The sequence below is a fragment of the Dinghuibacter sp. genome, assembly GCF_035492835.1.
GTDB lineage: Bacteria > Bacteroidota > Bacteroidia > Chitinophagales > Chitinophagaceae > Dinghuibacter.
Genome location: NZ_DATJIY010000193.1, coordinates 22566 through 44488, shown reverse-complemented (window position 1 = coordinate 44488; position 21923 = coordinate 22566). Strand labels below are relative to the sequence as shown.

Here is a 21923-nt window from a genome sequence, read left to right as displayed (position 1 = left end):
CAGTTATGGTTACAAGACCGCCCGCAGTGTCCGATGGGGGTGTGAACCCGGTAACTACCGGTGTTGCCAGGGGATACATGGTGGGACCAGCGGTACTGTCGTATATGTATATCTGTTGGTTGGGCGTTAGCACAGCAAGCTGTGTAGTTAAGGAAGTCTTCCCACTGCCTACAACGGCGACCACCTGTGTCGGTGACACGACAGTGAAACTTGACGGATTTCCATTGGGCAGCACGACTCCCGTTGCGCCGGTAAAGTTTATTCCATTGATGGTGAGCTTGGTCCCAGTAGTGGCAAAGCGTGGGGAAAAGGAGATAATATAAGGGTCCTTGTAGGTATCAAGGTTGATAAATACGTTGCCCTTAGGAATGAAGCCGTTTGCCTGTGGCAAGGTACCATCTACTTCGAACCAACCAATCGACGTATCATTGGCGACGACGTTGATAACAGAATCAGATACCACGGTAAATGACGTAGCCGGCTTTCCACCCATCTGAACGGAAGAAACACCGGTAAAACCCCTGCCCCGAAGGGTAACGATGCTCCCTGTGTGGCCATATTTCGGGCTAAAATCACTGACATATACCTCGCCTTGGGCGGGAGTGGGTACCACGATGAAATTCAAAAAGCTATAGCTGCCATCATCAGCGGTTGCCTCGATTCCGTTTCGACAGCTTACAGGAGCTATGGCTGTCGCAACGGTATCGGAAAGCACATTGAAAGCGACTTGGGCGTTGTCGAAATTGAGGGACCTCATATTCGTAAAACCGCGCCCATACAGGGTAACCGTCCCACCGGCCGTATCAAAAGTAGGATAAACATTCTGAATAAAGACCTTTTGCGCACTCGCGCATAGGGTGAATGATGAGAGCAAGAGGAATACGGCGAAGGCGCGTTTAAGTGAGGTGAGCATGTGGTTTTTTTCTGGGTTCAGGGGTATTTGGCGGTCCTTGGGGAACGTCCAAAAATACACGAAAAAGCTAATGTATCATGTTATTCTTCGGTGAAGGAGAAGCCCAGCTGGACTGGGCCTGCGGGGGCGTTGGGCCCGTTGGGGCCCTTGGGGCCGCCTGGGCTTTGGGGGCTGCGCCTGCCGGAGGCGCGGGGGTCGCCGAAGTTGGCCAAGCTGACTCCTAACAGTCTGACTTTCACAGGACCGCCCTCGAGGACGATGGCCAGGAGGCGACGGACAGTGGCTTGGATAGTGACGGCCTCATCGGTGGGTTGGGCCAGGGACTGGCTCCGGGTAATCAGGCGGAAGTCGCTGAAACGGACCTTGAGGGTGATGGTGCGGCCCCTGAGCTGGTAGCGGCGGAGACGGCCTTCGACGATGGCGCTCAGCCGGTCCAGCTCCGGGCCCATTTCTTCGAGGGTGGACAGGTCTTCGGGGAAGGTGTCCTCGGCGCCGACGGACTTGGTTTCGCGCTCGGGTTGTACGGGGCGGTCGTCCTGGCCGCGGACGATGCGGTAGTAGAAGGCGCCGGGTTTGCCAAAGCTCTTAATGAGCTCGGCTTCGGTCAGCTTTTTGAGGTCGGCGCCGGTGAAAAGGCCCTTGTCCTTCATCTTCTGGGCGGTGACGCGACCGACGCCATGGAATTTTTCTACCGGAAGTTTTTCCATAAAGGCTTCGATCGAGCTGGGACCTATAAACGCGAAGCCGTCGGGTTTGTTGAGGTCGGAGGCGATCTTGGCGACGAATTTGTTGACGGAGACGCCGGCGGACGCGGTGAGGTTGAGCTCATCGCGGATGGCCTTGCGTATTTGCTGGGCGATCTCGATGGCGGAGCCGATACCGAGCTTGTCTTCGGTGACGTCGAGGTAGGCCTCGTCCAGCGACAGGGGCTCGATGAGGTCGGTGTATCGATGGAAGATGGCGCGGATCTGGGTCGATACCTCCTTGTACACGTCAAACCGCGGGCGGACAAATAGCAAGCCGGGGCACAACTCACGGGCGCGTTTGGAGGGCATGGCGGAGCGTACGCCGAACTTGCGGGCTTCATAGCTGGCGGTGGCCACTACGCCGCCCCGGCCTTCCGGGGAGCCGCCGACGGCAATGGCCTTGCCCCGGTATTCGGGGTGGTCGCGTTGCTCGACGGAGGCGTAGAAGGCGTCCATGTCGATATGGATGATCTTGCGCGTGGGCATGGCTTATGCCTGTCGGGGGCATTGGGCGACTAGTCGCCGGCGGTCATCAGGTCTCCTGGCACGGTGCCGGTGTTCCAGTGCTCGTGGAGGCAGAGTGCGGCGCCGATCGCCGAGGCCTGCGCTACCGAGGCCGCCTGGACCCGGAAACCGGGGAAGGCCTGGGCCAACAGGTGCATGAAAATAGGATTTTTACTAAAACCGCCGTCGACGAGTATCTGGGTGACGTTGCTGCCGTCCAGGGCCAGCTGGGTGGAGGCTGCCTGTTGACGGACGATGTCCCGGATGAGGTCGTGGTAGGCGGCTTCGTAGGTCGCGGTGCCCGTGAGGGACTGGTCGTATTGCACGCCCGCGAAGTAATCCAGGGGTTTTTGGAACTCACGCGCGAGACGCTGCGTTTCCTGCTCGTGGGTGTAGCCGGCGAAAAGACGGGCGGCCTTGACGGGCTTGCGCTGGTAGGACAGGTAACAGAGACAGTCCAGGTCGAGCTGGGCCGGGGTGAGCGGCGTCTCGTTAAAAGGGTTCAGGCTGACGCACCAGGTGCCGGTGGACAGCTGGAGGAAGGGTTCGGTGACGGTGCGGAGGTACGGGATGAGCGCGGCGGAACTGTCGTGGAGGCCGATGCCCAGCCGTCGCGCGCCGATAGGGAGACATGTATCGGAAGCCAGCAGCGGTGGAAGCTTGTCCCCTACCCCTTCCATCACGACCCAGCGGTGGTAGGCGTTGCGTTCGAAGTCCCAGAGACCGGTGTGGCAGCCGATGCTGGTGATGTCGGAGGCCAGCGGGCCGCCCAGCGCGTAGCTCAGGTACTGCGGGAGGTGAAGGGACCAGGCGATCTCCTCGAACAGTGCGGGTTGCTCGTACTTCAGCCGGTAGAGCTGGAGACCGGAGCTGAGGCTGTCCTTGAGCTGCGAGGCGGTCTGGCAGCAAAGCGCCGCGGCGCCGCCATGGTCGTAGTAGAACTGGTCCAGCAGGGGCTGCGGGAAGGGTTTCAGGTAGTTATACAAAGGGGCGACGACGCGGCCCTCGCGGTCGACGTGGACGAAGCTGGCGCCGTAGGCGGAGCAGTTGATCGCGCGGACCGTCCACCGGGCGTCCGTCGTTACCTCGGCGGCTTTTATCTGTACCCAGGCGGTGAGGGCGGCGACGTCTTCGCAGGGGTAACCGTCCTCGTCCTTTGTTTCGGGGAGCTGTATGGACTCCTCCCATCTGACGCGGTAGGATTCGTCGAACAGGAGGAGTTTTTTGTTCGTTTTGCCAATGTCGAATATGGCGATGACCGGGGTGGGCATGTCGATGTCGTTTGTGGGGGCGCTGCTGCGGCCGGCGGAGCCGGCCGCAGGTGAAGTCAGAGCCCGGTAGCGCGGCCTCCGGTTCCCCGCTCTTTGGTTAACTGCTGCCGCACAGCTTCCCCGCGGTAGACCGCCAGCGGATCGAGGGCCCCGCCGGTGCGGAGGCGGGCCTCGGCGATCAGCGGGCGGACGTCGGTGCGATAGGCGGTTTGGAGGATCTCCTGGGCGCGGACGATGTCGTTTTGCGCGCGGGCGTCGGCCAGCGCGGGGCGGTCGACGAGGAGGGCCTGGGCGTAGGCGAGCATGATGGCTTCCACCGACTGGAGGAGGTCTTCCAGCGGGTCCTTGACGTTGTGGGAGGCGTCGATCATCCAGCCGAGGTCGCGCGCGTGGTCCATGCCACGGGCGTCCATGCCTTCGACGAGCTCGCAAAAGATCAGGAAGAGCTGGTAGGGCTTGATACTGCCCACGGTCAGGTCGTCATCGCCGTATTTGCTGTCGTTGAAGTGGAAACCGCCGAGACGGCCTTCCATCAGCAGGAGCGCGACGATCTGTTCGATGTTGGCCCCCTGGAGGTGGTGGCCCAGGTCGACGAGCGTATACGCCTGGCGGCCGAGCTTGCTGACGAAGAGCAGCGACTGGCCCCAGTCGGCGACGGTGGTGGAATAGAAATTGGGCTCGAAGGCCTTGTATTCGAGGTAGAGCTTCCAGTCGCCGGGCAGCGCGGCGTAGATTTCGCGGAGGCTGTCCAGCGTGCGGTTGAAGGCTTCGCGGAAGTTCAGCTGGCCGGGGAAGCACGAGCCGTCGGCGAGCCATACGGTGAGGGCTTTGGAGCCGAGGGCCTCGCCGTATTTTACGACGTCGATGTTGTGTTGTATGGCCTGGGCGCGGACAGCTTTGTCTACGTGCTGCAGGGAACCGAACTTATAGCTCAGGGGTTGGTCTTCCTGGTCCTGGAAGGTATTCGAGTTCATGGCGTCGAAGGCCAGGCCGAATTGACCGGCGAGGGCCTTGATCTTGGCCGCGTCCTCCGGGATGTCCCAGGGGATATGGAGCGATACCGCCCCGCTGGACCGGTTGAGGGTGTGCAGGAGGCCGATGTCGGTTATCTTTTCTTCGAGGTTGCGGGGCTCGCCGCCGAGGCCGAAACGACCGAAGCGGGTGCCGCCGGTGCCGAGGGCCCAGGAGGGGATGGCGACCTGGAAGGCTTCCAGGAGCTTGAGGAGGCTCGTCGCCTGGGGGAGCTCGGCGGTAAGGCTTGCCAGGCGGCGCTGGTGCGCGGTCAGGGCCTGGTCGTTATATTTTGCAATCGTTGTGGATGTAATGTTCATGGTCTTTGTTGAGGGCCCCGGGGGCGGTTCGTTGTTGTGGGGCGGCCCGCCTCCGGGGGGGCCGGGGGTAAAGTTAACGTACAAAAGCCATCGCTACGCCGCCGTCGACGTTGAGGACGTTCCCCGTGGATTTATCGAGGAGGCCGCCGACAAAGGCGAAACAGGCGTTGGCGATGTCCGCCGGCGAGATGATCTCGTTCAGCAGGGTGCGTTTGGCATAGTAGGCGGGCAGCTCGGCCACCGTCACGCCGTAGGCCTTGGCACGGCCTTCGGCCCACGCGCCTTCCCATATCTTGCTGTCGCTGATGACGGCGTCGGGGTTGACGGTGTTGACGCGGATGTGGTCCTTGCCCAGCTCGGCGGCGTTGAGCCGGCTAAGGTGGAGCTGCGCGGCTTTGGCGGAGCCGTAACCGGCGTTGTTGGGGCCGCTGACGAGGGCGTTCTTGGAGACGATGTTCAGGACATCGCCGCCAGACCCCTGGAGCCGCATGATACGCACCCCGGCCTGGGTGACAAGGAACTGGCCCTTGACGAGGACGTCATAAAGAAGGTCCCAATCGGCTTCGGTATGGTCTTCGAGCGGTTTGGAGATGGACAGGCCGGCGCAGTTGACGACGAGGTCGACACCGCCAAAGGCCAGGGAGGCGGAGGCGAAAGCCTTGTCGATGGCGTCTTTGGAGGTGACGTCGAGGACGGACGCAGCGAAGGCGTCTTTGCCGTAGGCGGTTTGGAATTCTTCCACGGCGCCCGCCAGGCGGCCGCTGTCATTGTCGTTGATCAGGACGCACGCGCCTTCGTCCACGAACTTACGGGCGATGGCCTTGCCTATACCGCCGGCGCTCCCGGTGACCAGGGCGACGCGCCCGCTGAGGGACTTGGGTTTGGGCATGCGTTGGAGCTTGGCTTCTTCAAGCAGCCAGTATTCGATGTTGAAGGCTTCCTGGCGGGGTAGCGACGTGTATTCGCTGATCGCTTCGGAGCCCTTCATGACGTTGATCGCGTTGGTATAGAACTCGGCGGCTACGCGGGCGGTTTGCTTGTTGACCGCAAAGGCGAACATCCCCACGCCGGGATACAGGATGATGACGGGGTTTGCGTCGCGCATCGCGGGGCTGTCGGGGTGCTTGCAGGTATTATAATAGTCCGCGTACATGGCACGGTAGGCTTCCCAGGCGGGCTCGAGGGTCGCGCGGATGTTGGTCAGGTCGGCGTCGGGCGCCAGGTCCAGCACCAGCGGGGAAATCTTGGTGCGCAGGAAGTGGTCCGGACAGCTCGTGCCCATGGGCGCCAAACGGGCGAGGTCATTGGAATCGATAAACTCCAGGACACGGTCGTCGTCGGTAAAGTGGCCGACCATGCGGGTCTTGGAAGAGCATAAACCGCGGAGCACCGGGGCGAGCGCGGCGGCTTGCTTCAGGCGGGCGGCTTTTTCCAGGGGCTGCGTTTTGGCCCCGCCGAAAACCGGGCCTTTTTTCCCAAGGTTGTCTTCGATATACTGGGCGCAGCGCTCGATCACTTCCAGGGTGTTGACATAACTCTCGTAAGCGGTATCGCCCCAGGTGAAGAGGCCATGCGAACCCAGCATGATGCCACGGATACCGGGGTTTTCGTCAAGGCAGGCCTTAAGCTTGAGCCCCAGGTCGAAACCGGGCCGCTGCCATTCCACCCAACCGATCTTGCCGCCGAACAGCTCCTTTGTGATGCGCTTGCCGTCCTTGGCGGCGGCGATCGCGATGGCGGCGTCGGGGTGCAGGTGGTCGATGTGCTTGAAGGGCAAAAAGCCATGCAGGGGCGTATCGATGGAGGGCGCCTTGGAGGCGAGGTCGTAGATACAGTGGTTGAAGAGCTCGACCATCTTGTCTTCCTTGGAGACCCCTTCGTAAACGTTGACAAGGCTGCGTAACCTGTCGACGTACAGTGCAGCGAGACCACTGCGTTTCATAGTACCCAGGTCGCCGCCGCTACCCTTTACCCACATTACTTCGACTGGCTGGGCGCTCAAGGGATCTTTTGACAGGACCTTGCACGAGGTGTTCCCCCCGCCGTAATTGGTCAGCCGGAGGTCGGCGCCCAACAGGTTGGAACGGTAAACCAACAGGGCGACTTCGTCCCCTGCCAGCCGGGCCGCTTCGGCCTCGTCCCACAGATAAGAAACATGTTTGAATTCCATATGAATACTTTAACTACTTTAACGAATTACCGTAACCTACCAGCAACACGGAGATCAGGATGGCGGCTATGCCGAGGGTGATCGTGATGCGGGTTTTGGCGCTGACGCCCTTCCATTCTTTTAGGACCAGGCCCCAGGCGTTGGCGATGAGGATGATAAAAGCCATGTGGAGTATCCAGGAGCTGGCGCCGTTGCCGAGCTTGCTTTCACCCATGCCGTAGAAGAAGAACTGGAGGAACCAGGTGGTGCCGGCGAGGGCGGACAACAGGTAGTTCTTCAGCAGCGGCGTCTGCTTGTTACCGTAGTCGCTAAAAGAGCGGTTGCGGAAGTTGAGCATGAGGCACCAGATGGCGTTGGTGGCCAGGCCGCCCCATAGCAATGTTATGTAAATAACGTTGTTTTGATATAGGGGGTTGCAGCCGGCCCTGACCGCGGCCTCGGCCATGGGTTTGCCGGCTTCGATACCGAAGTTGAAACAGGCGCTCAGGATACCGCTGATGATGGCGACCACCAGCCCCTTGGTGAGGTTGAATTCGGAGACGCTCTTTTTCTTTTCTTCTTCGGGCAGTTCTTTTTCCTTGAGCATGCCGGCACGGCCGCAAATGTAAATGCCCAGGAGACAGACGAGGACGCCGACCAGTACAACCCGGCCCCAGGTGGTGCCCAACAGCTCGGAAAAAGTGGTTTTCCCGTCTTGCGGGACGAAATTGTAGTAGACGGCCGGGAGCAGGGCGCCAAAGGCGGAACAGAAACCGAGCACAACCGAGTTACCCAGCGACATCCCGAGGTAGCGCACGCCGAGCCCGTAGGTCAGGCCGCCGACGCCCCACAGCACGCCAAAGAGCATGGTATAACCGATCGTAGATGACGGGGTGCTCCGGATGATATCGGCAAAACCGGGGATCGTCAGCCACGCCGCCAGCGGCGGTACGATCAGCCAGGAGAACAGTCCACCGATGATCCAGTAGCTTTCCCAATGCCAGCCGCGGACCCGTTTGTAGGGCATGTAAAAGCTGCCGGAGGCGGCGCCGCCTATGAAGTGAAAAAAGATACCAAGGAGTACCTGCATGCCGTGAAGATAGAAAACGCCACTTTGGCAACTATCCTGCGCTTTCATGTACCTTTGATGGATGGCGAACATCTACCAGCTCATCAGTATCAACGAGCTATCGGTTACCCCAAAGTATCTGCAGCTGGCGGGCTCCATCCTGAAAGGCGTGGAGCAGGGCAGCCTGCTGAGGGGCGACCCGCTGCCGTCGATCAACGACCTGAGTTTTGAGCTGGATATAGCCAAGGATACGGTGGAAAAGGCCTACAAGCACCTCAAACAGCGGGGGATCGTCGGCTCGGTCCACGGCAAGGGTTACTTTATCACGGCGGAAGCGCCCGCGCCGGCGATAAAGGTTTTCCTGTTATTCAACAAGCTGAGCCAGCACAAGCGGATCGTTTATGACGCCTTTGCCTCGGCGCTCGGGCCGGACGCGCTGATCGATTTCTATATCTACAACAACGACTATGCGCTGTTCAAGAAGTTGTTGTTGGAAAAAAAGGAGGGCTACACGCACTTCGTCATCATTCCGCACTTCCAGGGCGGCGGCGAGGGTACGGCGGACCTGCTCAATACGCTGCCAAAAAATCAGCTCGTTTTATTGGACAAGCTCGCCCCTGGGGTCGACGGCGTATTTGGCGCGGTGTATGAGCGCTTCCGTGAGGATATCTATCAAGCGCTCCAGGAGGCCCTCGAACCTTTGTCCAAGTACCAAACCCTGAAAATCATTTTTCCCGAGTATACCTACCATCCACGGGACATCCTGGAGGGGTTTACCGGTTTTTGCCAGGACTACGCCTTCCCCTACCAGATCGTGACCGACGTGACCCAGGAGGTCATCCAGGAGGGCACGGCTTATATCAGCCTCATGGAGGACGACTTGGTGGTCCTCCTGGAGAAGGTGTTGGACGCGGGGTTGCCGCTGGGAGAAAAGGTCGGCGTCATTTCCTACAACGACACGCCGTTGAAACGCATCATCCTGGACGGGATCACGACGATGTCCACCGATTTCCTGCTGATGGGACAGGAGGCGGCCCGGCTGGTACTGTCAAAGTCGACGGAACATACGGCGTTGCCGTTCCGGCTGACGATGCGGAAGTCATTGTAGCTTGCGCATCTCGGACCCCGCCAGCAGGAAGGCGCCGGTGCCATAGGCTTCGGTGCTGTTTTCCGTCGTATTCTGCGGGTTCTCCCCAATTTGCTGGACGTAGCCGAGCCGGCCGTCGGGCTGGATGGCTTCTACTAACGCCTGCCACGCACGTTCGGCGGTGGGTTTGTATTCCCTGGAAAGTATATGGTGGTTGATCCCCCAGGCGAAGGCGTAGCAGAACAGCGCAGTGCCGCTGGTTTCTTTTGTTTTATAGCTTTCGGGGTCGAGCAACGAGGCGTGCCAGGAGCCGTCGGGTTGTTGGAGGGATGCTATTTTATGGGCCATCGCCTTGTAGAGGCTCTCGTATTTTTTGCGGTCCTTATAGCGCAGGGGCATGTTGTCTAACATGCGGGCCAGACCGGCCATCACCCAACCGTTGCCTCGGGACCAGAACATGGGTTGGCCGTTGGGTTCGCGCTGGCCGAAGTAGCGGCTGTCTCGATAGTAGAGGCTGTCTTTTTTGCTATAGAGATAGTCGGTCGTTTTCCACCAGAGGCTGTCGGCGAGGTCGAGGTATTTTTTCTCGTTGGTGGCTTTTGCGAGGATGGCCAGACCCGGGGGGCCCATGTAGAGGGCGTCGCACCAGGCCCATTCCCTGAGCTGGATTTTGTTTTTCCATTCAAGGGGTTCTTTATGCGGTCTGTTTTGAATGGAGTCGGCGAGGGCTTGGAAGCGCTGCATCATCTCTTTTTGTCCGTATCGCTCGTAGAGCTGCGCGTACGTTTGGCCGATGCAGTAGTCGTCGGCCATTTGGCGGGTGGGTCCGGTGTTCCAGCTCAGGGCTTCGCCGATCTTTAGCAGGGGGCGATAATAGGTGGTGTCTATCCTGGCCAGCGCGCTTATGCCGGTATAGCCTACGGCGTTGACCCAGTCCCAGGCCGGATACTTCGCTTTGTTGTTCAGTTGCCAGTCGGCGACGCGTTTCATGGCTGTCAACGTGGGGTCGTTTTGGTAGACCCGGACGTAGTCGATGTAGTAGCGCATAGGGAATGCGCTGTCTTTTACGGGACCGGCCCAGGAGCCCTCGTGGCCGAGAGCGAGGTTGAGGAGGAGGTAGAAGGGTTTCTGATAGATGTTCCCCTTCCCTACCCCGCGCGTCGATTTTTTTACGTCGAAGGTGAAATACTTTTGGTTGTCGTAGTACCAGTCCATGTGATCGGGGTACCAGTCCAGGGCGTAGACGTGAAACCCATTGGCGGGGGATTCCGTTGCGGTATAGGTTCCGCCCTGGTGGCGATAGGCGTCGGTGGAGTCGGCGTAGTGGGAGGTACCGTAAACCGTCAGCGGGTCCTTGCCGAGGAATTCCATGATGTCGATTTCGCCGCACAACGGCCATTTCACTTTGCCGCGGTCGTCGCCCAGCATCCAGAAGGCGGGCCAGGAGCCCGCTGCGGCGGGGACCTTGGCGCGGATTTCGATGCGGCCGTATTGCCAGGAGGCTTTTCCCTGGGTGGTCAGGCTGGCGGAGGTATAGCCCTCCGGGGTTTTGCGCGCTTCGATGATGAGCATACCGCTGTCGACGATGGCGTTGTCGGTCGTGTAGCGTTGCGGCTCCTGGTTACGGACGAAGCCTTGCTCGTAGGTCCAGCGGGTGCTGTCGGGGCGGCCGTGGTAGTTGAATTCGTCGCTCCACACCAGCGTTTGCGCGTGGGTATGCAGGATGAGGAAAAGGGCGAGGGTTGTGTGTATGTGCTTCATGGTGTGGAAAACCGGACGGTTGTTTTTCCCCGGAGGGCTTTGTCTTTGTATACCAGGTCAAGCCGGGTCAGGCTGTCGCCCCAGCTGTCGTGGAGGCGGGCGTCGTCCATTGCCCTGGGGGTAGTACTCCAGGCAAGCTGGGATTCGTCGTATTCGATCTTTAACAGGGGCGCGCCATTGTATTTTAACAGGAGCTGTCCTTTGGCGGTGTGCTCGATCGTGCAGGGGGTCATGAAGTGGAGTGCGGTGGTGTCTTTGCGGGCCTTCAGGTCGTATTCGTCTTTTAGCTCCAGCCCCTTCGGACCGAAGTCGAAGGTGCGGTACCAGGTCGTCACGGCCGCCGCTGGTGGGTAGGCCGCGGCGATGTCCATTTTCAGCGTTGTTGGTTTTCGCGTCGCGTCGGCGGCTATTTGCGTCACGTCGGTCGCCTTGTAGCGGCTGCCGTCCATTTGCTGGACGCCGTTGATCAAAGGGCAGTTGTGCCACTGGGACTGCATGTTCCAGAGGGTGTAGCGTTCCTTGCTGAATGTCTTGGCGGTGTAGGTGCCGACGCCGGCGTCGACGATAGCGGGAAGGCCGCCTTTAAAAAGGATAAAATTGCCGACGTCGTTGTGGTTGTGGCTTTCGCCGTTGTTGCCGCCCTGGGCGGCGAAAACGAGGTCCCCTTGGGCGCCGGGCCCGGCCGGCGCGCGGGCGATCATGACCTGGACGTCGGGGAGCCATTCCAGCGGGGGCTCGGGGGACAACGGTGGCGTGGTCGACAGGGCGGCGTAGGACTCGACGGCCGAGGCGAGCTCGGGGACGCTAGCGGGTTGGAGGGAGCCCTTTTTGCCGGCGAAAATATAGGCGGCGAAGCGTTGGAGGGTGTCGTCGTGGAAGTATTGACCGAAGGCCAGGACGCTGGGGGCGTCGGGGGTGACGCGGGCCGTGGCGTCGGCGAAGTTGACGTACCAGGGACCGGCGATGTGCATCTTATAGATATAGGCGCCGATCTTGTGGAGGAGCGGGATGTCCGACCAGTCGAGCCTGCCCTGGGTCACCGACGTGGCCAGGCCGAGGATATGGATCAATTTTCCACCGGCCTCGCTCCAATAGGCGGGGCCTTCGTCGCAGCCGCCGTCGTCGCCATAGCCGTTGATGAAATTATCGGTGCTACGGAGGACTTTGTCCAGGACGAGGTTGAGGGTGTCGGCCTGTATGCCGGTCAAAAGGACGCTGGTCAGGACGTTGCTGTTGATCCAGGGGTTCCAATTGTTGGGCACGCCGCCGGTAAAGCCCATCCAGCCAAAGTTGTCCCTTGCCAGGTACGGGTCGAAGACACGGCGGGCGAGCTCGTAGCGGACGCGCCGGGCGATGACCTTTGAGAAACGGTCGAGCTCTTCAGAGAGGAGCCATTGCGTAGTGGCGACGGCCGCGGCGGTTTCGCCGTCGAAGAGGTCGACGATGGCTTCGGCGGGATCGGGCAGATCGGTGCCGATTTTTTGGGCGCCGACGTGGGCGGGGAGCACCCAGGTGCTTTCTTCGAGGGTCGCCCAAAGGCCGTCGGCGATGGCGGGGAGGTACTTTGGGTCTTTGGTGACGAGCTCGCCGGCGACCAGGGCGGTGAGCGCGGCGCGGCGTTCGAACATTTTTGCCTCCCAGCGGGTGCGGTTGCCGGTTGTCTTGAATTCGTGGTAAAGGCTTACCGGGAGGGCGGGCCAGGTGAATTTTGTCGCTTCGTCGGCGCGGGTGACGAGGGCCGCCTTGACGGAGTCGGGCAGCGCCTGGACGTCGGCCAGCAGCCGCTGTTTGCGCGCCTCACGCCAGGCGGTCACCTGGTCCACGCTGAGGCGAAGACCGGATGACCGCAGGGCGGAGGAAAGGTAGTTGCGCGGCGCCGCGGGCGCGGGTCGCGGGGCGGGCGCGGGCGCGGGGGCGGCGATGGTCAGTTGTGCGCAGAGGGCTGCGGAAAGGAGAACGATTCGCATGGCAAAGCTTTTTAGTAGGTCCATCCGGGGGTCTTCGCCACCGCGCCGTTGGAGATCTGGACCACGGAGGTGGGGATCGGCCAGGTGGTGGTGTAGTTACCCTGGAAGGTATATGGCGAAATTACCGTACCCCACATTTCCCTGGCGCCATTGCCGGCGTAAAATTTATTGGTGGTCCAGGTGCCCCAGCGGAGCTCGTCGAAATAATTGACGCCCTCATTGGGGAATTCGACGCGGCGCTCGTTGCGGATGCGGGTCCGGAAGTCGTCCTGGCTGGCCACGTAGGTGGGCTGTGTGGGATCGGTCATCTGGAGGTTCGGCATGCCGGCGCGGGTGCGGACCTGGTTGACGAGGTCAAGGCCCTGCTGGGTGAGCCCGACGCTTTCGTCAAGGCATTCGGCCCAGTTGAGGAGGACGTCGGCATACCGGATGATGGGTTGGTCGATGGGCACCTGGGAACGGTTGGAGCCTTCGGAGCTGCCTTCGTACACGAATTTCCGGTACCAGTAGAGACCGTACTGGGTCTTGTCGTTTTTGATGTCCTGGGTGGGTGGGTTCATGTCCCGGTAGGGCCAGCGTAATACATAGGTCAAATCACCCGAGGTGCCGATGGGCGCCCCGAGATATGTCGAATACGGTGTGATGATCGTTTGCGTCAGACGCGGGTCGCGGTTGGCATAAGCGGCGGCGATACGGGCTTCGTTACCGGTGGGCAGGTACTGCGAGATGTCGGCGCCGCGTGCCTGCGCCGCGCTGAGCTCGGCGCCCGTAGCGTTGTTGCGGATAAAAAAGACTTCGCGGGCGGCCGGGGTCATCTCGTTATAACCGGGGATGACGTTGTCCCAGTTGAACTTGGTGCCGTCGGCATTCTCATAGAGGTCGACGAGGTCGGTGGAGGGGCTATAGTAGTCCCAGCAGGAACCATACGATGAGCGGGTCCCGCAATAAAACTCGGTGACGCCGCCGTAACCAGCCAGGTCGATGTTTTGCATCGAGAATATCATCTCGGGAGACTGTTCGTTGGCGGTTTTGAACAGCATCTTGTAGCTGGTTGCGCCGGAACCGCTGTAGAGGGCGTAGCCCGCGGCCTGGACCTGCTGGAAGTCGGCGATGGCGTTGGTCCACTGCTTGAGGTACATATAGACCTTTCCGCGGAGCGCGTATGCGGCGCCCTTGGTGACGTGCCCGTAAAGGGCGTTCCCGGCAGTATATTTCAGGGGCAGGTCTGGTTCGTTGATGGCGTCGGTCAGGTCTTTGACGATATACAGCCAAACGCTGTCGGCGGAAGTGACGGGGTGGTTGAACTGGGTGAAGTCGGTGGGCTGGAGGTAGACCGGGACGCCCTGCCATACCTGGTTGAGCCGGTAGTAAAAGTAAGCGCGCAGGAACTTGCACTCTGCAACGTACCGCGCCTTTTTGGCGGAGTCGCTCGGCGACTTCAGCGGGATGTTCGTAATGGCGTCGTTGGCGCGGCTGATACCTTCGTACAGCGCCGACCAGGCCGTGGAATACAGGCTGTTGGCGGGCGTGGCGGTGGCGGTGGTCAGGCCGCCGTCGCTGGTGGTGAAGTATGCCTGGCCGGTATAGCCCAGCCGGTCCGTGGAATACAATTCATAAAGCATGTCGCCGCCGGAGCCGCCGGAGCTGCCGCCGCCGCGAAGGGCATTGTAGACGCCGGTTACGCCGAGGTCCGTAAGGTTGTCGGTGGACCACATGTTGGCGGAGGACACCTGGTTGTTGGGCTTGGTGTCCAGGAGGCCTTTCTGGCAGGATGCCGCGAGGACCGCAAGAAATATGGGGAGTAGTTTTTTCATGATTTAAAAAGTTGCGTTAATACCAAAGGCATATTGTTTCATCGTCGGATACGTCACCGAGGAACCGGTCTCGGGGTCGGGGCCGGGGTACTTGGTGAACGTGAGGAGGTTTTCGCCGGAGACGAAGACGCGGATGCGGGACACGTAATTTCCGGCGCCACGCAGCAACCGCTCGGGAAAGGTGTAACCGACCTGGAGGTTCTTGAGACGGAGGTAGGAGGCATCGTAGAGCCAGAAGGTGCTGGCGATGTTGTTGATCCCGTCGGAGGATTTGACGCGGGGGAAGTAGCCGTCCGGGTTGGTCGCGCTGTAGTGGTTGTCCGCGATGCGTTCGGGGATGGTGCCGCCCAGGGCGATGGAGCTGCTGTTGTAGTACGTTTGGTTCCAATAGTACTTCATACCGGCGGCGCCCGCCCAGATCATGTTGAAGTCGATGCCCTTCCAGGCGGCGCTTAGGGTGAAGCCATAGACCACCTTGGGGGTGGTGGTGACGTTTTGGAATTGCTGATCGTTCGCGGTCCCGTAGGTGCCGTCGCCGTCGTTGTCGGCATAGATCAGGTCGCCGTAGTAGAACTGGCTGGGGCCGACGGTGTTGACCGGGAATTTATACCCGGCGGCGATCATGGCCTGGACCCATTGGAGGTCCTGGGTAGTGCGGATCATACCGGTCTTGGGACCGCCCTTAGGGTCGACGCTGCCATCGGCGTTGAAGTATTTGCCGGTGCCCTTGTACACGGTCTGGAGATAATATTCATTGATGGGGTGTCCCTCGAGGATGCGGTTGTTGCCCCCCGCGGATACCGCGGAGATATTGGAGTTGAAGGTCTTGTTGCCGCTGGCGTCGGTGGTCAGGCTTTGTACGAGCGGGCCCTTGTAGCGGACGACGCGGTTCAGGTAATTGTACCCGACGTTGCCGGAGACTGCATAGGAGAACTTGTCGATGTTACCGTGCCAGCCCAGTTGGAGCTCGATGCCGCTGTTGAGGACCTGGGCAAGGTTTTCGACCGGGGCCGATGCCGTCCCCACGGTCGGGTCCAACGGCGGCTGGAAGAGGATGCCGTGGGTAAAGCGGCGGTAGTATTCCGCGGTGGCGGTGAGGTTCCTCAGGGCGACCAGGTCGACGCCGATATCGGTCACGCCGGTGGTTTCCCACTGGAGGTTGTTGTTGGCGATCTGACCCTGACGGAGACCGTTAGAGGCCAGGCCGTTGAAGGAGTAGTCGACGACGCCGTAGGTGGCCTGCCAGAGGTAGTTGTTGGTCGAGCCGTTGACGACGGAAATCGTATTTCCGAGCGTACCGTAGGAGCCGCGCAGCTTGATGCTTTGGATGTTGCGGTCCTTTAGACCGGCCATAAAGGGCTCTTCCATGATGTTCCACCCCGCGGAGACGGAGGGGAATGTCCCCCACCGTTGGTTGGGGCCAAAACGGGAGGAGCCGTCATAGCGGAGGTTGCCCTCCAGCAGGTATTTGTCCTTATAGTTGTAGTTCACGCGGCCAAACCAGGAGCGGGTGGCCCAGTTGGTGGCGCTGCCCGTGGGGTTGGTCGGGAAGGTGGTGGCGGTACCGATGGCGGTGATGGTCGGATCGATCAGCCCCAGACCGGTCTCGCTGTTGAAGTAGGAGTTATAGTAGTATTCGTTGTAACCCGCGAGTGCGCCGATGTTGTGGACGCCGGCCAGGGTGGTGTTGTAGCGGAGGACGCTTTCCAGGGTATAATTCCACCACTTGGAGAAATAGTTGGTCGTGGAGAGCTGGCTCGCCGGCGGCGGCGCGGTGACCTCCTGCATGGTGAGGAAGTTCCAGCGCTCCTGGACGACGGGGTTGGTGCTGTATTGCTCCTCGTAAAAATTGGCGCCGTAGTTCACCCGGGGTTCGAAGGTGAGCCCCTTGATGATATTTACCTTGCCGTACCAGGTGGTGCTGACGAAGGTGGTCTGCTGGCCACCGTTGTTGGCCTGGGTGAAGTTGAGGAGGTTGCTGGCGTTGCCGATCACGTCGCCCGCGGCGGAGGTCGAGCCGTACATCCCCTTGTAATAGGGATAGATCATCGGCGACGTTTGGACGAGGTAGTTGAAGAGGTCGCCCAGGTCGGCCATCCCGGTATGTTGGGTATATCCGTAGGTCTGGGTGCCGACGGTGATGTTCTTGCCGATGCGGGCCTCGAAGTTGGCCCGGAACTGGTACTTTTCGATACCCGAGTTGGTGATCAGCCCCGGGTTATTGAGGTACCCGAGGGAGAGGAGATAGGTGGTATTGTCGCCGCCCCCGCTGACCGATACGTTGTGGTTCTGGAGCAGCTTATGCTGGAAAAGCACCTTTTCCCAGTTGGTGTTGGGATAGGCGACGTAGTTAGGGACGCCGAGGCTCGTGAGGCCGTTGGGGTTCTTTTCCGCGTCGATAAAGGGCTGGATGACGGTAGCCGAGTCGAAGACCTTAGCCACGCCTACATTGGAGTAGGCCTCGTTCAGCAGCTGCATGTACCGGGCGCTGTTGGTCACGAATTTCGGCAAACCCGTCGGGTTGGTCTGAGAAAAAAGCCCGCTGTACGACACCGTCGGCCGGCTGCGGGCACCCTTGCGGGTGGTGATCAGGATGACGCCGTTGGCGGCCTGGGCGCCGTAGATGGCGGCGCTGGCGGCGTCCTTTAATATCGAGATGCTTTCTATGTCGGAAGGATTCACAGCGTCCATGCTGGAGACGATCCCGTCGACCACCACCAGGGCGGAGGTACTGCTCAGGGTGCCGACGCCGCGGATGTTGATACTCGCGCCGTCGCTCCCGGGTTGACCGGAGGTCTGGTGGACGTATACCCCGGAGGCGAGGCCCGCGAGGCTGCTGGAGACGTTGGTCACCGGGCGGTTGTCGAGCTCCTTGGAGGAGACCGTGGAGACCGATCCCGTCAGATCGACTTTCTTTTGGGTGCCGTAGCCAACAATAACCACATCGGACATCCCCGCGCCTTTTGCTTTGAGGGTAACAGTCAGGACGCCGTCGCCGGCTGTCTGTTCGATGGTTTCGTAGTTGATGGAGGAAAAAACGAGGATGGCTCCCCGGGGGACGGATATCGTAAAATGGCCGGTCTCATCGGTTTGGGCCCCGGAGGTTTTGCCCTTGATAAGGACAGATACATAAGGTATGGGCTTGCCCGCCTCGTCGGTGACAACGCCCGAAACGTTTTTGGATTGGGCCCGCAGCAGCTGGGGGGCCAGGTACAACGCGATTACGGCCAGGAGGGCCGCCCACCGCGGTTTTTTCATATGCATAACAATCGGGATTTTGGTGACCCCAAATATGCGGGCCGCCGCGCCGGCATAGGGGGGAAAATCCATTTTTAAAGGGGTGACTTTTCCGTTTTCTGGCGCCAGGAGCGGAAAAAGCAGGAAAATAACCCCTAAATTTCCCCCGTGAAGAAGGCGCTTATAGGATTGCTGCTGTTGGGACAGGCCGTCGCCCAACGACGGACGTTCACCCATCTATCGGTGGAGGAGGGGCTTTCTCAGAACTCGGTGATGCAGATCGCGCAGGACCACAAGGGCTTCCTTTGGTTTGGGACGCACTACGGGCTGAACCGGTACGACGGGGTTCGTTTCAAGGTTTATAGAAACGACCCGGCGGACAGCAACAGCCTTTCCGACAACTATATCAACGCCCTCCTGGCGGACAGCCGGGGGTATCTCTGGGTGGGCACCAGCCGCCTGGACCGATACGACCCGGTAAAGAACGTGTTTTGTCATATAGCCGCGCTACCCATCAACTGTCTCCTCGAGGACAAACGGGGCAACATCTGGGTGGGCACCTCGCGCGGGCTGGACTTTATCCAGGCGGGACAGCTGAAGATTTCGCGGGTATACGTTTTCCCCGGGAGCCAGTACGGGGATGGGGAAAACAGCATCCATGCCCTGTACGAGGACGCCGCGGGGGACCTATGGGTGGGAACCGGGGCGGGCCTGGTTTGTATGACGCCCGCGGCGGATGGCGTGTACAATACCCGTTTTATCCACGAGGGCTTGAAGGATACGTATATTACTTCGCTGACCGGCGACGGCCGGGACCGCCTGTGGATCGGGACCCAGCACGGCGGGGTCTATGTCCATGACGCCTCCGGCTTCACTCCCCTACCCGCGGGATCGATCAACAACAATATCCGTAAGGTCCTTTTTGACCGGGCCGGGCGGTTGTGGATCGGGACACAGGAGGGGCTGGTCAGCTACGACACGGCCCGCCGGGTTTTCGACGCCTTTCAGCACGACCCGGCGGACAAGCAAAGCCTTAGCCAGAACTCGATCTACAGCATCTTCCAGGATACCGGCGGGTCGTTTTGGGTGGGCACCTACTTTGGCGGGGTGAACGTGTCTTACGCCGCCTCCACGCCCTTTATGGTCTACCAAAGCAACAAATCGACGGCCAGCATCGACAACAATGTCGTCAGCGGGATCGATGGCGACGAGCATCATCTGTGGATGGGGACCGAAGGCGGTGGCGTAAACGAGCTCGATCGGGAAACCGGCCGTTTTCATTTTTATAAAAACATCCCCGGGGACCCGGGCAGCCTGGGCTCGAACCTGGTTAAGGTTGTCTACAGGGACCGGCTAGGACGCGTTTGGGTGGGGACGCACGGGGGCGGGTTGGATTTGTATGACCCTGTACGGCATGGGTTCAAACGGTTCCTGTATACGCCCAATGACCCGGTAACGCTCAATTCGGAGATCAATTCGCTGTTGCTGGACAGCTCCGGCCTGCTTTGGGTGGGCACACGAAACGGGCTACGGTTCCTGCGGGGAGCGGATGTTACGTCGTTACCGGGACCGGCTTTACCCGCGTCACTGCGGGGCAACCAGGTCCGCGCGTTACTGGAAGACAGCCGGAAGGCGGTTTGGATCGGGGCGTTTAACGGGCTTTTTTGTTTTGCCGGTGGCGTCTGCCGGCCTGTCTTTGCCGGATCGGTCAACTGTCTGCACGAAGACGTGCACGGCGACATCTGGGTCGGAACGTATTTCGGCGGCCTCTCCGTCTTTCACCGGGCCACCGGGCAATGGACGACGTATACCCGAAAAGACGGCCTGCCCAACGACAACGTGACCGGCATCCTCGAGGACAAACAGGGCAACCTGTGGATCAGCACGGGCAATGGGCTGTCGCGTTATCCGGGCTTCCGGACCTATACCCGAACGGATGGATTGGCGGCAAACGAGTTCAACTACAACTCCTATTATAAGAGTTCCGATGGGGAGCTGTTCTTTGGTGGGTATAACGGGGTGACGGCGTTCTACCCGGACAGGATCGAAACCAACCGGGCTTCAGCGCCGTTGGTCTTTACGGGGCTGCGGGTGCTCGACGGTTTCGAGGACGACATCGCCTATACCGGCGGGATTACGCTGCGCGCGCGTCAGAATGTGTTTACCGTCGACTTTGCGCTGCTCAACTTCATCAAGTCGGACAAGAACAAATATGCCTATATGCTGGCCGGCTTCGAGCAGGGCTGGCATTATACGGCACAACCTTCGGCGAGCTATATGAACCTGCCGGCGGGCGACTACCGGCTCCTGGTGAAGGGCGCCAACAACGACGGGGTCTGGGGCAGCCCGGTTTCTTTGTCGATTTCCGTTTTGCCACCCTGGTGGCGGACATGGTGGGCGTGGTCGGCGTATGTTTTGCTTTTTGCGGCAGTATTGTTCCTGGTCATACGCTACTTCTGGATCAGGGCGCTGCTGGTGCGCGACCAGGCGCTCCACCAGGCGAAGCTGAATTTTTTCACCAATATTTCACACGAAATCCGGACGCGGCTGACGCTGATCGCGGGGCCGTTGGAAAAAGTCCTGCTGTCGGATTCGCTGGCGGTGGCGCAGCTTACGCACGTCAAAAACAACGCGGACCGGCTGCTCCAGCTGGTGGAGGAGCTGATGGACTTCCGGAAGGCGGAGACCCATCACCTGCGGTTACACGTGGCTCCGCTGAATATAGTGGCGTTTGCGCGGGAGGTGTTCTCTTCCTTTGGGGACCTGGCAGCCTCGCGTTCCGTGCAGTTCGATTTTATTGCCACGGTCGAGGACGTCCCCTGCTATCTTGATCCCGTGCAAATGGAGAAGGTGTTGTACAACCTCTTGTCGAATGCATTCAAATTCACGCCGGACGGCGGCTTTGTCAGTGTTACGGTTTCGGAGCGGGCGGGTTGGGTTTGTCTGAGCGTGGCGGATAACGGGCGGGGGATCGCTTCCGAGCACCTGCAGAATCTGTTCGTCAATTTTTTCCAGGTGGACGATAAGGTGGCGGGGTACGGGATCGGGCTGGCGTTATCAAGAAGTATCGTTCAATTACACCGCGGGCGCCTCGAGGTCGAAAGCGAGCCGGGGGTGCGGACGTGTTTTACGGTTTTGCTACGGACCGGGTTCCGGCATTTTACGAAGGAGCAGCTGGTGACGCGGTCTTTTGACGCGCCGGTTCGCACGATTTTGCCTTCGTTGGCCGTTTCCTCGCCTATCGTTCGCTCCGGTCGCTCGGCTACTTTGTTGCTGGTGGAGGACAATCCAGAAGTACGGGCGTTCATCCTGCAGTCGCTACCCGCGGAGTACCGCGTGCTGGAGTGCGCCGATGGCGCTGCCGGGTGGGCGACGGCTTGTCTTGAGATACCCGATGTCATTATCAGCGACGTCATGATGCCATCCATAGACGGGCTGACGTTGTGTGGCATGCTAAAATCCGATCCCCGCACCAACCACATACCCGTGATTTTGCTGACGGCGCGGGCGTCCCCCATCCACCACGTGGACGGGCTCGAAAAGGGCGCGGACGTGTACCTGACCAAACCCTTTAGCGTGCAGGTGCTGCTCCTGCACATCCGGAACCTGCTGGCCTCGGTGGAGACGATGCGCCGCAAGTATGGCTTGCAGTTTTCCCAGTCGGCGCCACAGCCCATCCCCAACGACTTCCTCCGTGAGCTGGTTTTGTTGATAGAGGAGCACCTGGAAAGCGAAGACTTCGACATCCCGTTGCTTTGCACTAAGGTCGCCATGAGCCAAAGCGTATTGTATAAGAAGGTCAAGGCCGTCACCGGGCTCTCCGTGGGAGACTTCATCCGCCAGGTCCGTTTCCGCAAGGCGGCGAGCCTCCTGGAGGAGGGGCAGCTGTCGGTGTACGAGGTGGCGTATGCGGTGGGATTTAGCGATAGCAAGTATTTTTCGAGGGAGTTTAAAAAGGTGTTTGGGAAGACGCCTTCGGCGTATGGGAAGGCCGGATCCGACCTGGGAGGGGCCTGATTCACACTGGGCTACCTAGATATGGGCGGGGTGGGTATCTTTGGCTGAAACAAGAAG

Annotated in this window: 12 protein-coding genes; 2 read left to right on the top strand and 10 right to left on the bottom strand. The window is 60.2% G+C overall.

Translation table 11 applies throughout. From position 1 onward, the window contains the following. The 6 genes from VL547_RS18495 to rhaT form a co-directional block, all read right to left on the bottom strand. The coding region (locus VL547_RS18495; protein WP_325580659.1) for a hypothetical protein at positions 1–913 on the bottom strand (913 nt) is incomplete at its 3' end. 80 nt (positions 914–993) lie between these two features. Beyond that, on the bottom strand, positions 994–2145 hold the full coding sequence (gene dinB / locus VL547_RS18490; protein WP_325580657.1) for a DNA polymerase IV: 1152 nt from the start codon (positions 2143–2145) through the stop codon (positions 994–996). A gap of 29 nt (positions 2146–2174) precedes the next feature. Next, on the bottom strand, positions 2175–3434 hold the full coding sequence (locus VL547_RS18485; RefSeq protein ID WP_325580655.1) for an FGGY family carbohydrate kinase: 1260 nt from the start codon (positions 3432–3434) through the stop codon (positions 2175–2177). Between the two features lie 56 nt (positions 3435–3490). Next, positions 3491–4765, bottom strand: a complete 1275-nt coding sequence (locus VL547_RS18480; RefSeq protein ID WP_325580653.1) for a TIM barrel protein — start codon at positions 4763–4765, stop codon at positions 3491–3493. A 73-nt stretch (positions 4766–4838) separates the two neighbouring features. Continuing rightward, the gene (locus VL547_RS18475) at positions 4839–6935 is read right to left on the bottom strand and encodes a bifunctional aldolase/short-chain dehydrogenase (RefSeq protein WP_325580651.1); all 2097 of its coding nucleotides are present in this window, start codon (positions 6933–6935) and stop codon (positions 4839–4841) included. A 13-nt stretch (positions 6936–6948) separates the two neighbouring features. Continuing rightward, positions 6949–8004, bottom strand: a complete 1056-nt coding sequence (gene rhaT, locus VL547_RS18470) for an L-rhamnose/proton symporter RhaT (protein WP_325580649.1) — start codon at positions 8002–8004, stop codon at positions 6949–6951. Positions 8005–8065: 61 nt separating this feature from the next. Here rhaT and VL547_RS18465 point away from each other — a divergent pair, with 61 nt between their 5' ends. After that, on the top strand, positions 8066–9091 hold the full coding sequence (locus VL547_RS18465) for a GntR family transcriptional regulator (RefSeq protein ID WP_325580647.1): 1026 nt from the start codon (positions 8066–8068) through the stop codon (positions 9089–9091). Here the strand turns inward: VL547_RS18465 and VL547_RS18460 are convergent. The 4 genes from VL547_RS18460 to VL547_RS18445 are packed head-to-tail and all read right to left on the bottom strand — an operon-like array spanning position 9083 to position 17876. Beyond that, positions 9083–10831, bottom strand: a complete 1749-nt coding sequence (locus tag VL547_RS18460; protein ID WP_325580645.1) for a glycoside hydrolase family 88 protein — start codon at positions 10829–10831, stop codon at positions 9083–9085. The genes VL547_RS18465 and VL547_RS18460 overlap by 9 nt on opposite strands. Then, entirely contained in the window at positions 10828–12798 is a 1971-nt protein-coding gene (locus VL547_RS18455) for a heparinase II/III domain-containing protein (RefSeq protein WP_325580643.1), read from the bottom strand. The genes VL547_RS18460 and VL547_RS18455 overlap by 4 nt, the downstream gene beginning before the upstream one ends. A gap of 11 nt (positions 12799–12809) precedes the next feature. After that, positions 12810–14612 (bottom strand): RagB/SusD family nutrient uptake outer membrane protein, encoded by a 1803-nt coding sequence (locus VL547_RS18450; RefSeq protein ID WP_325580641.1) that lies wholly within the window; start codon positions 14610–14612, stop codon positions 12810–12812. Between the two features lie 3 nt (positions 14613–14615). After that, positions 14616–17876 carry a TonB-dependent receptor gene (locus tag VL547_RS18445; RefSeq protein WP_325580639.1) on the bottom strand — a complete coding sequence of 1087 codons (3261 nt, stop codon included), beginning with the start codon at positions 17874–17876 and terminating at the stop codon, positions 14616–14618. 141 nt (positions 17877–18017) lie between these two features. On the opposite strand from VL547_RS18445, the gene VL547_RS18440 reads away from it, so the two are divergent. Next, the gene (locus VL547_RS18440) at positions 18018–21866 is read left to right on the top strand and encodes a two-component regulator propeller domain-containing protein (RefSeq protein WP_325580637.1); all 3849 of its coding nucleotides are present in this window, start codon (positions 18018–18020) and stop codon (positions 21864–21866) included. Positions 21867–21923 lie beyond the last annotated feature (57 nt).

Coding starts and splice junctions, on each gene's coding strand:
- VL547_RS18445 (WP_325580639.1), bottom strand. CDS start 17,876: ATGCATATGAAAAAACCGCGGTGGGCGGCCCTCCTGGCCGTAATCGCG.
- VL547_RS18485 (WP_325580655.1), bottom strand. CDS start 3,434: ATGCCCACCCCGGTCATCGCCATATTCGACATTGGCAAAACGAACAAA.
- dinB (WP_325580657.1), bottom strand. CDS start 2,145: ATGCCCACGCGCAAGATCATCCATATCGACATGGACGCCTTCTACGCC.
- VL547_RS18475 (WP_325580651.1), bottom strand. CDS start 6,935: ATGGAATTCAAACATGTTTCTTATCTGTGGGACGAGGCCGAAGCGGCC.
- VL547_RS18450 (WP_325580641.1), bottom strand. CDS start 14,612: ATGAAAAAACTACTCCCCATATTTCTTGCGGTCCTCGCGGCATCCTGC.
- VL547_RS18480 (WP_325580653.1), bottom strand. CDS start 4,765: ATGAACATTACATCCACAACGATTGCAAAATATAACGACCAGGCCCTG.
- VL547_RS18460 (WP_325580645.1), bottom strand. CDS start 10,831: ATGAAGCACATACACACAACCCTCGCCCTTTTCCTCATCCTGCATACC.
- VL547_RS18465 (WP_325580647.1), top strand. CDS start 8,066: ATGGCGAACATCTACCAGCTCATCAGTATCAACGAGCTATCGGTTACC.
- rhaT (WP_325580649.1), bottom strand. CDS start 8,004: ATGCAGGTACTCCTTGGTATCTTTTTTCACTTCATAGGCGGCGCCGCC.
- VL547_RS18455 (WP_325580643.1), bottom strand. CDS start 12,798: ATGCGAATCGTTCTCCTTTCCGCAGCCCTCTGCGCACAACTGACCATC.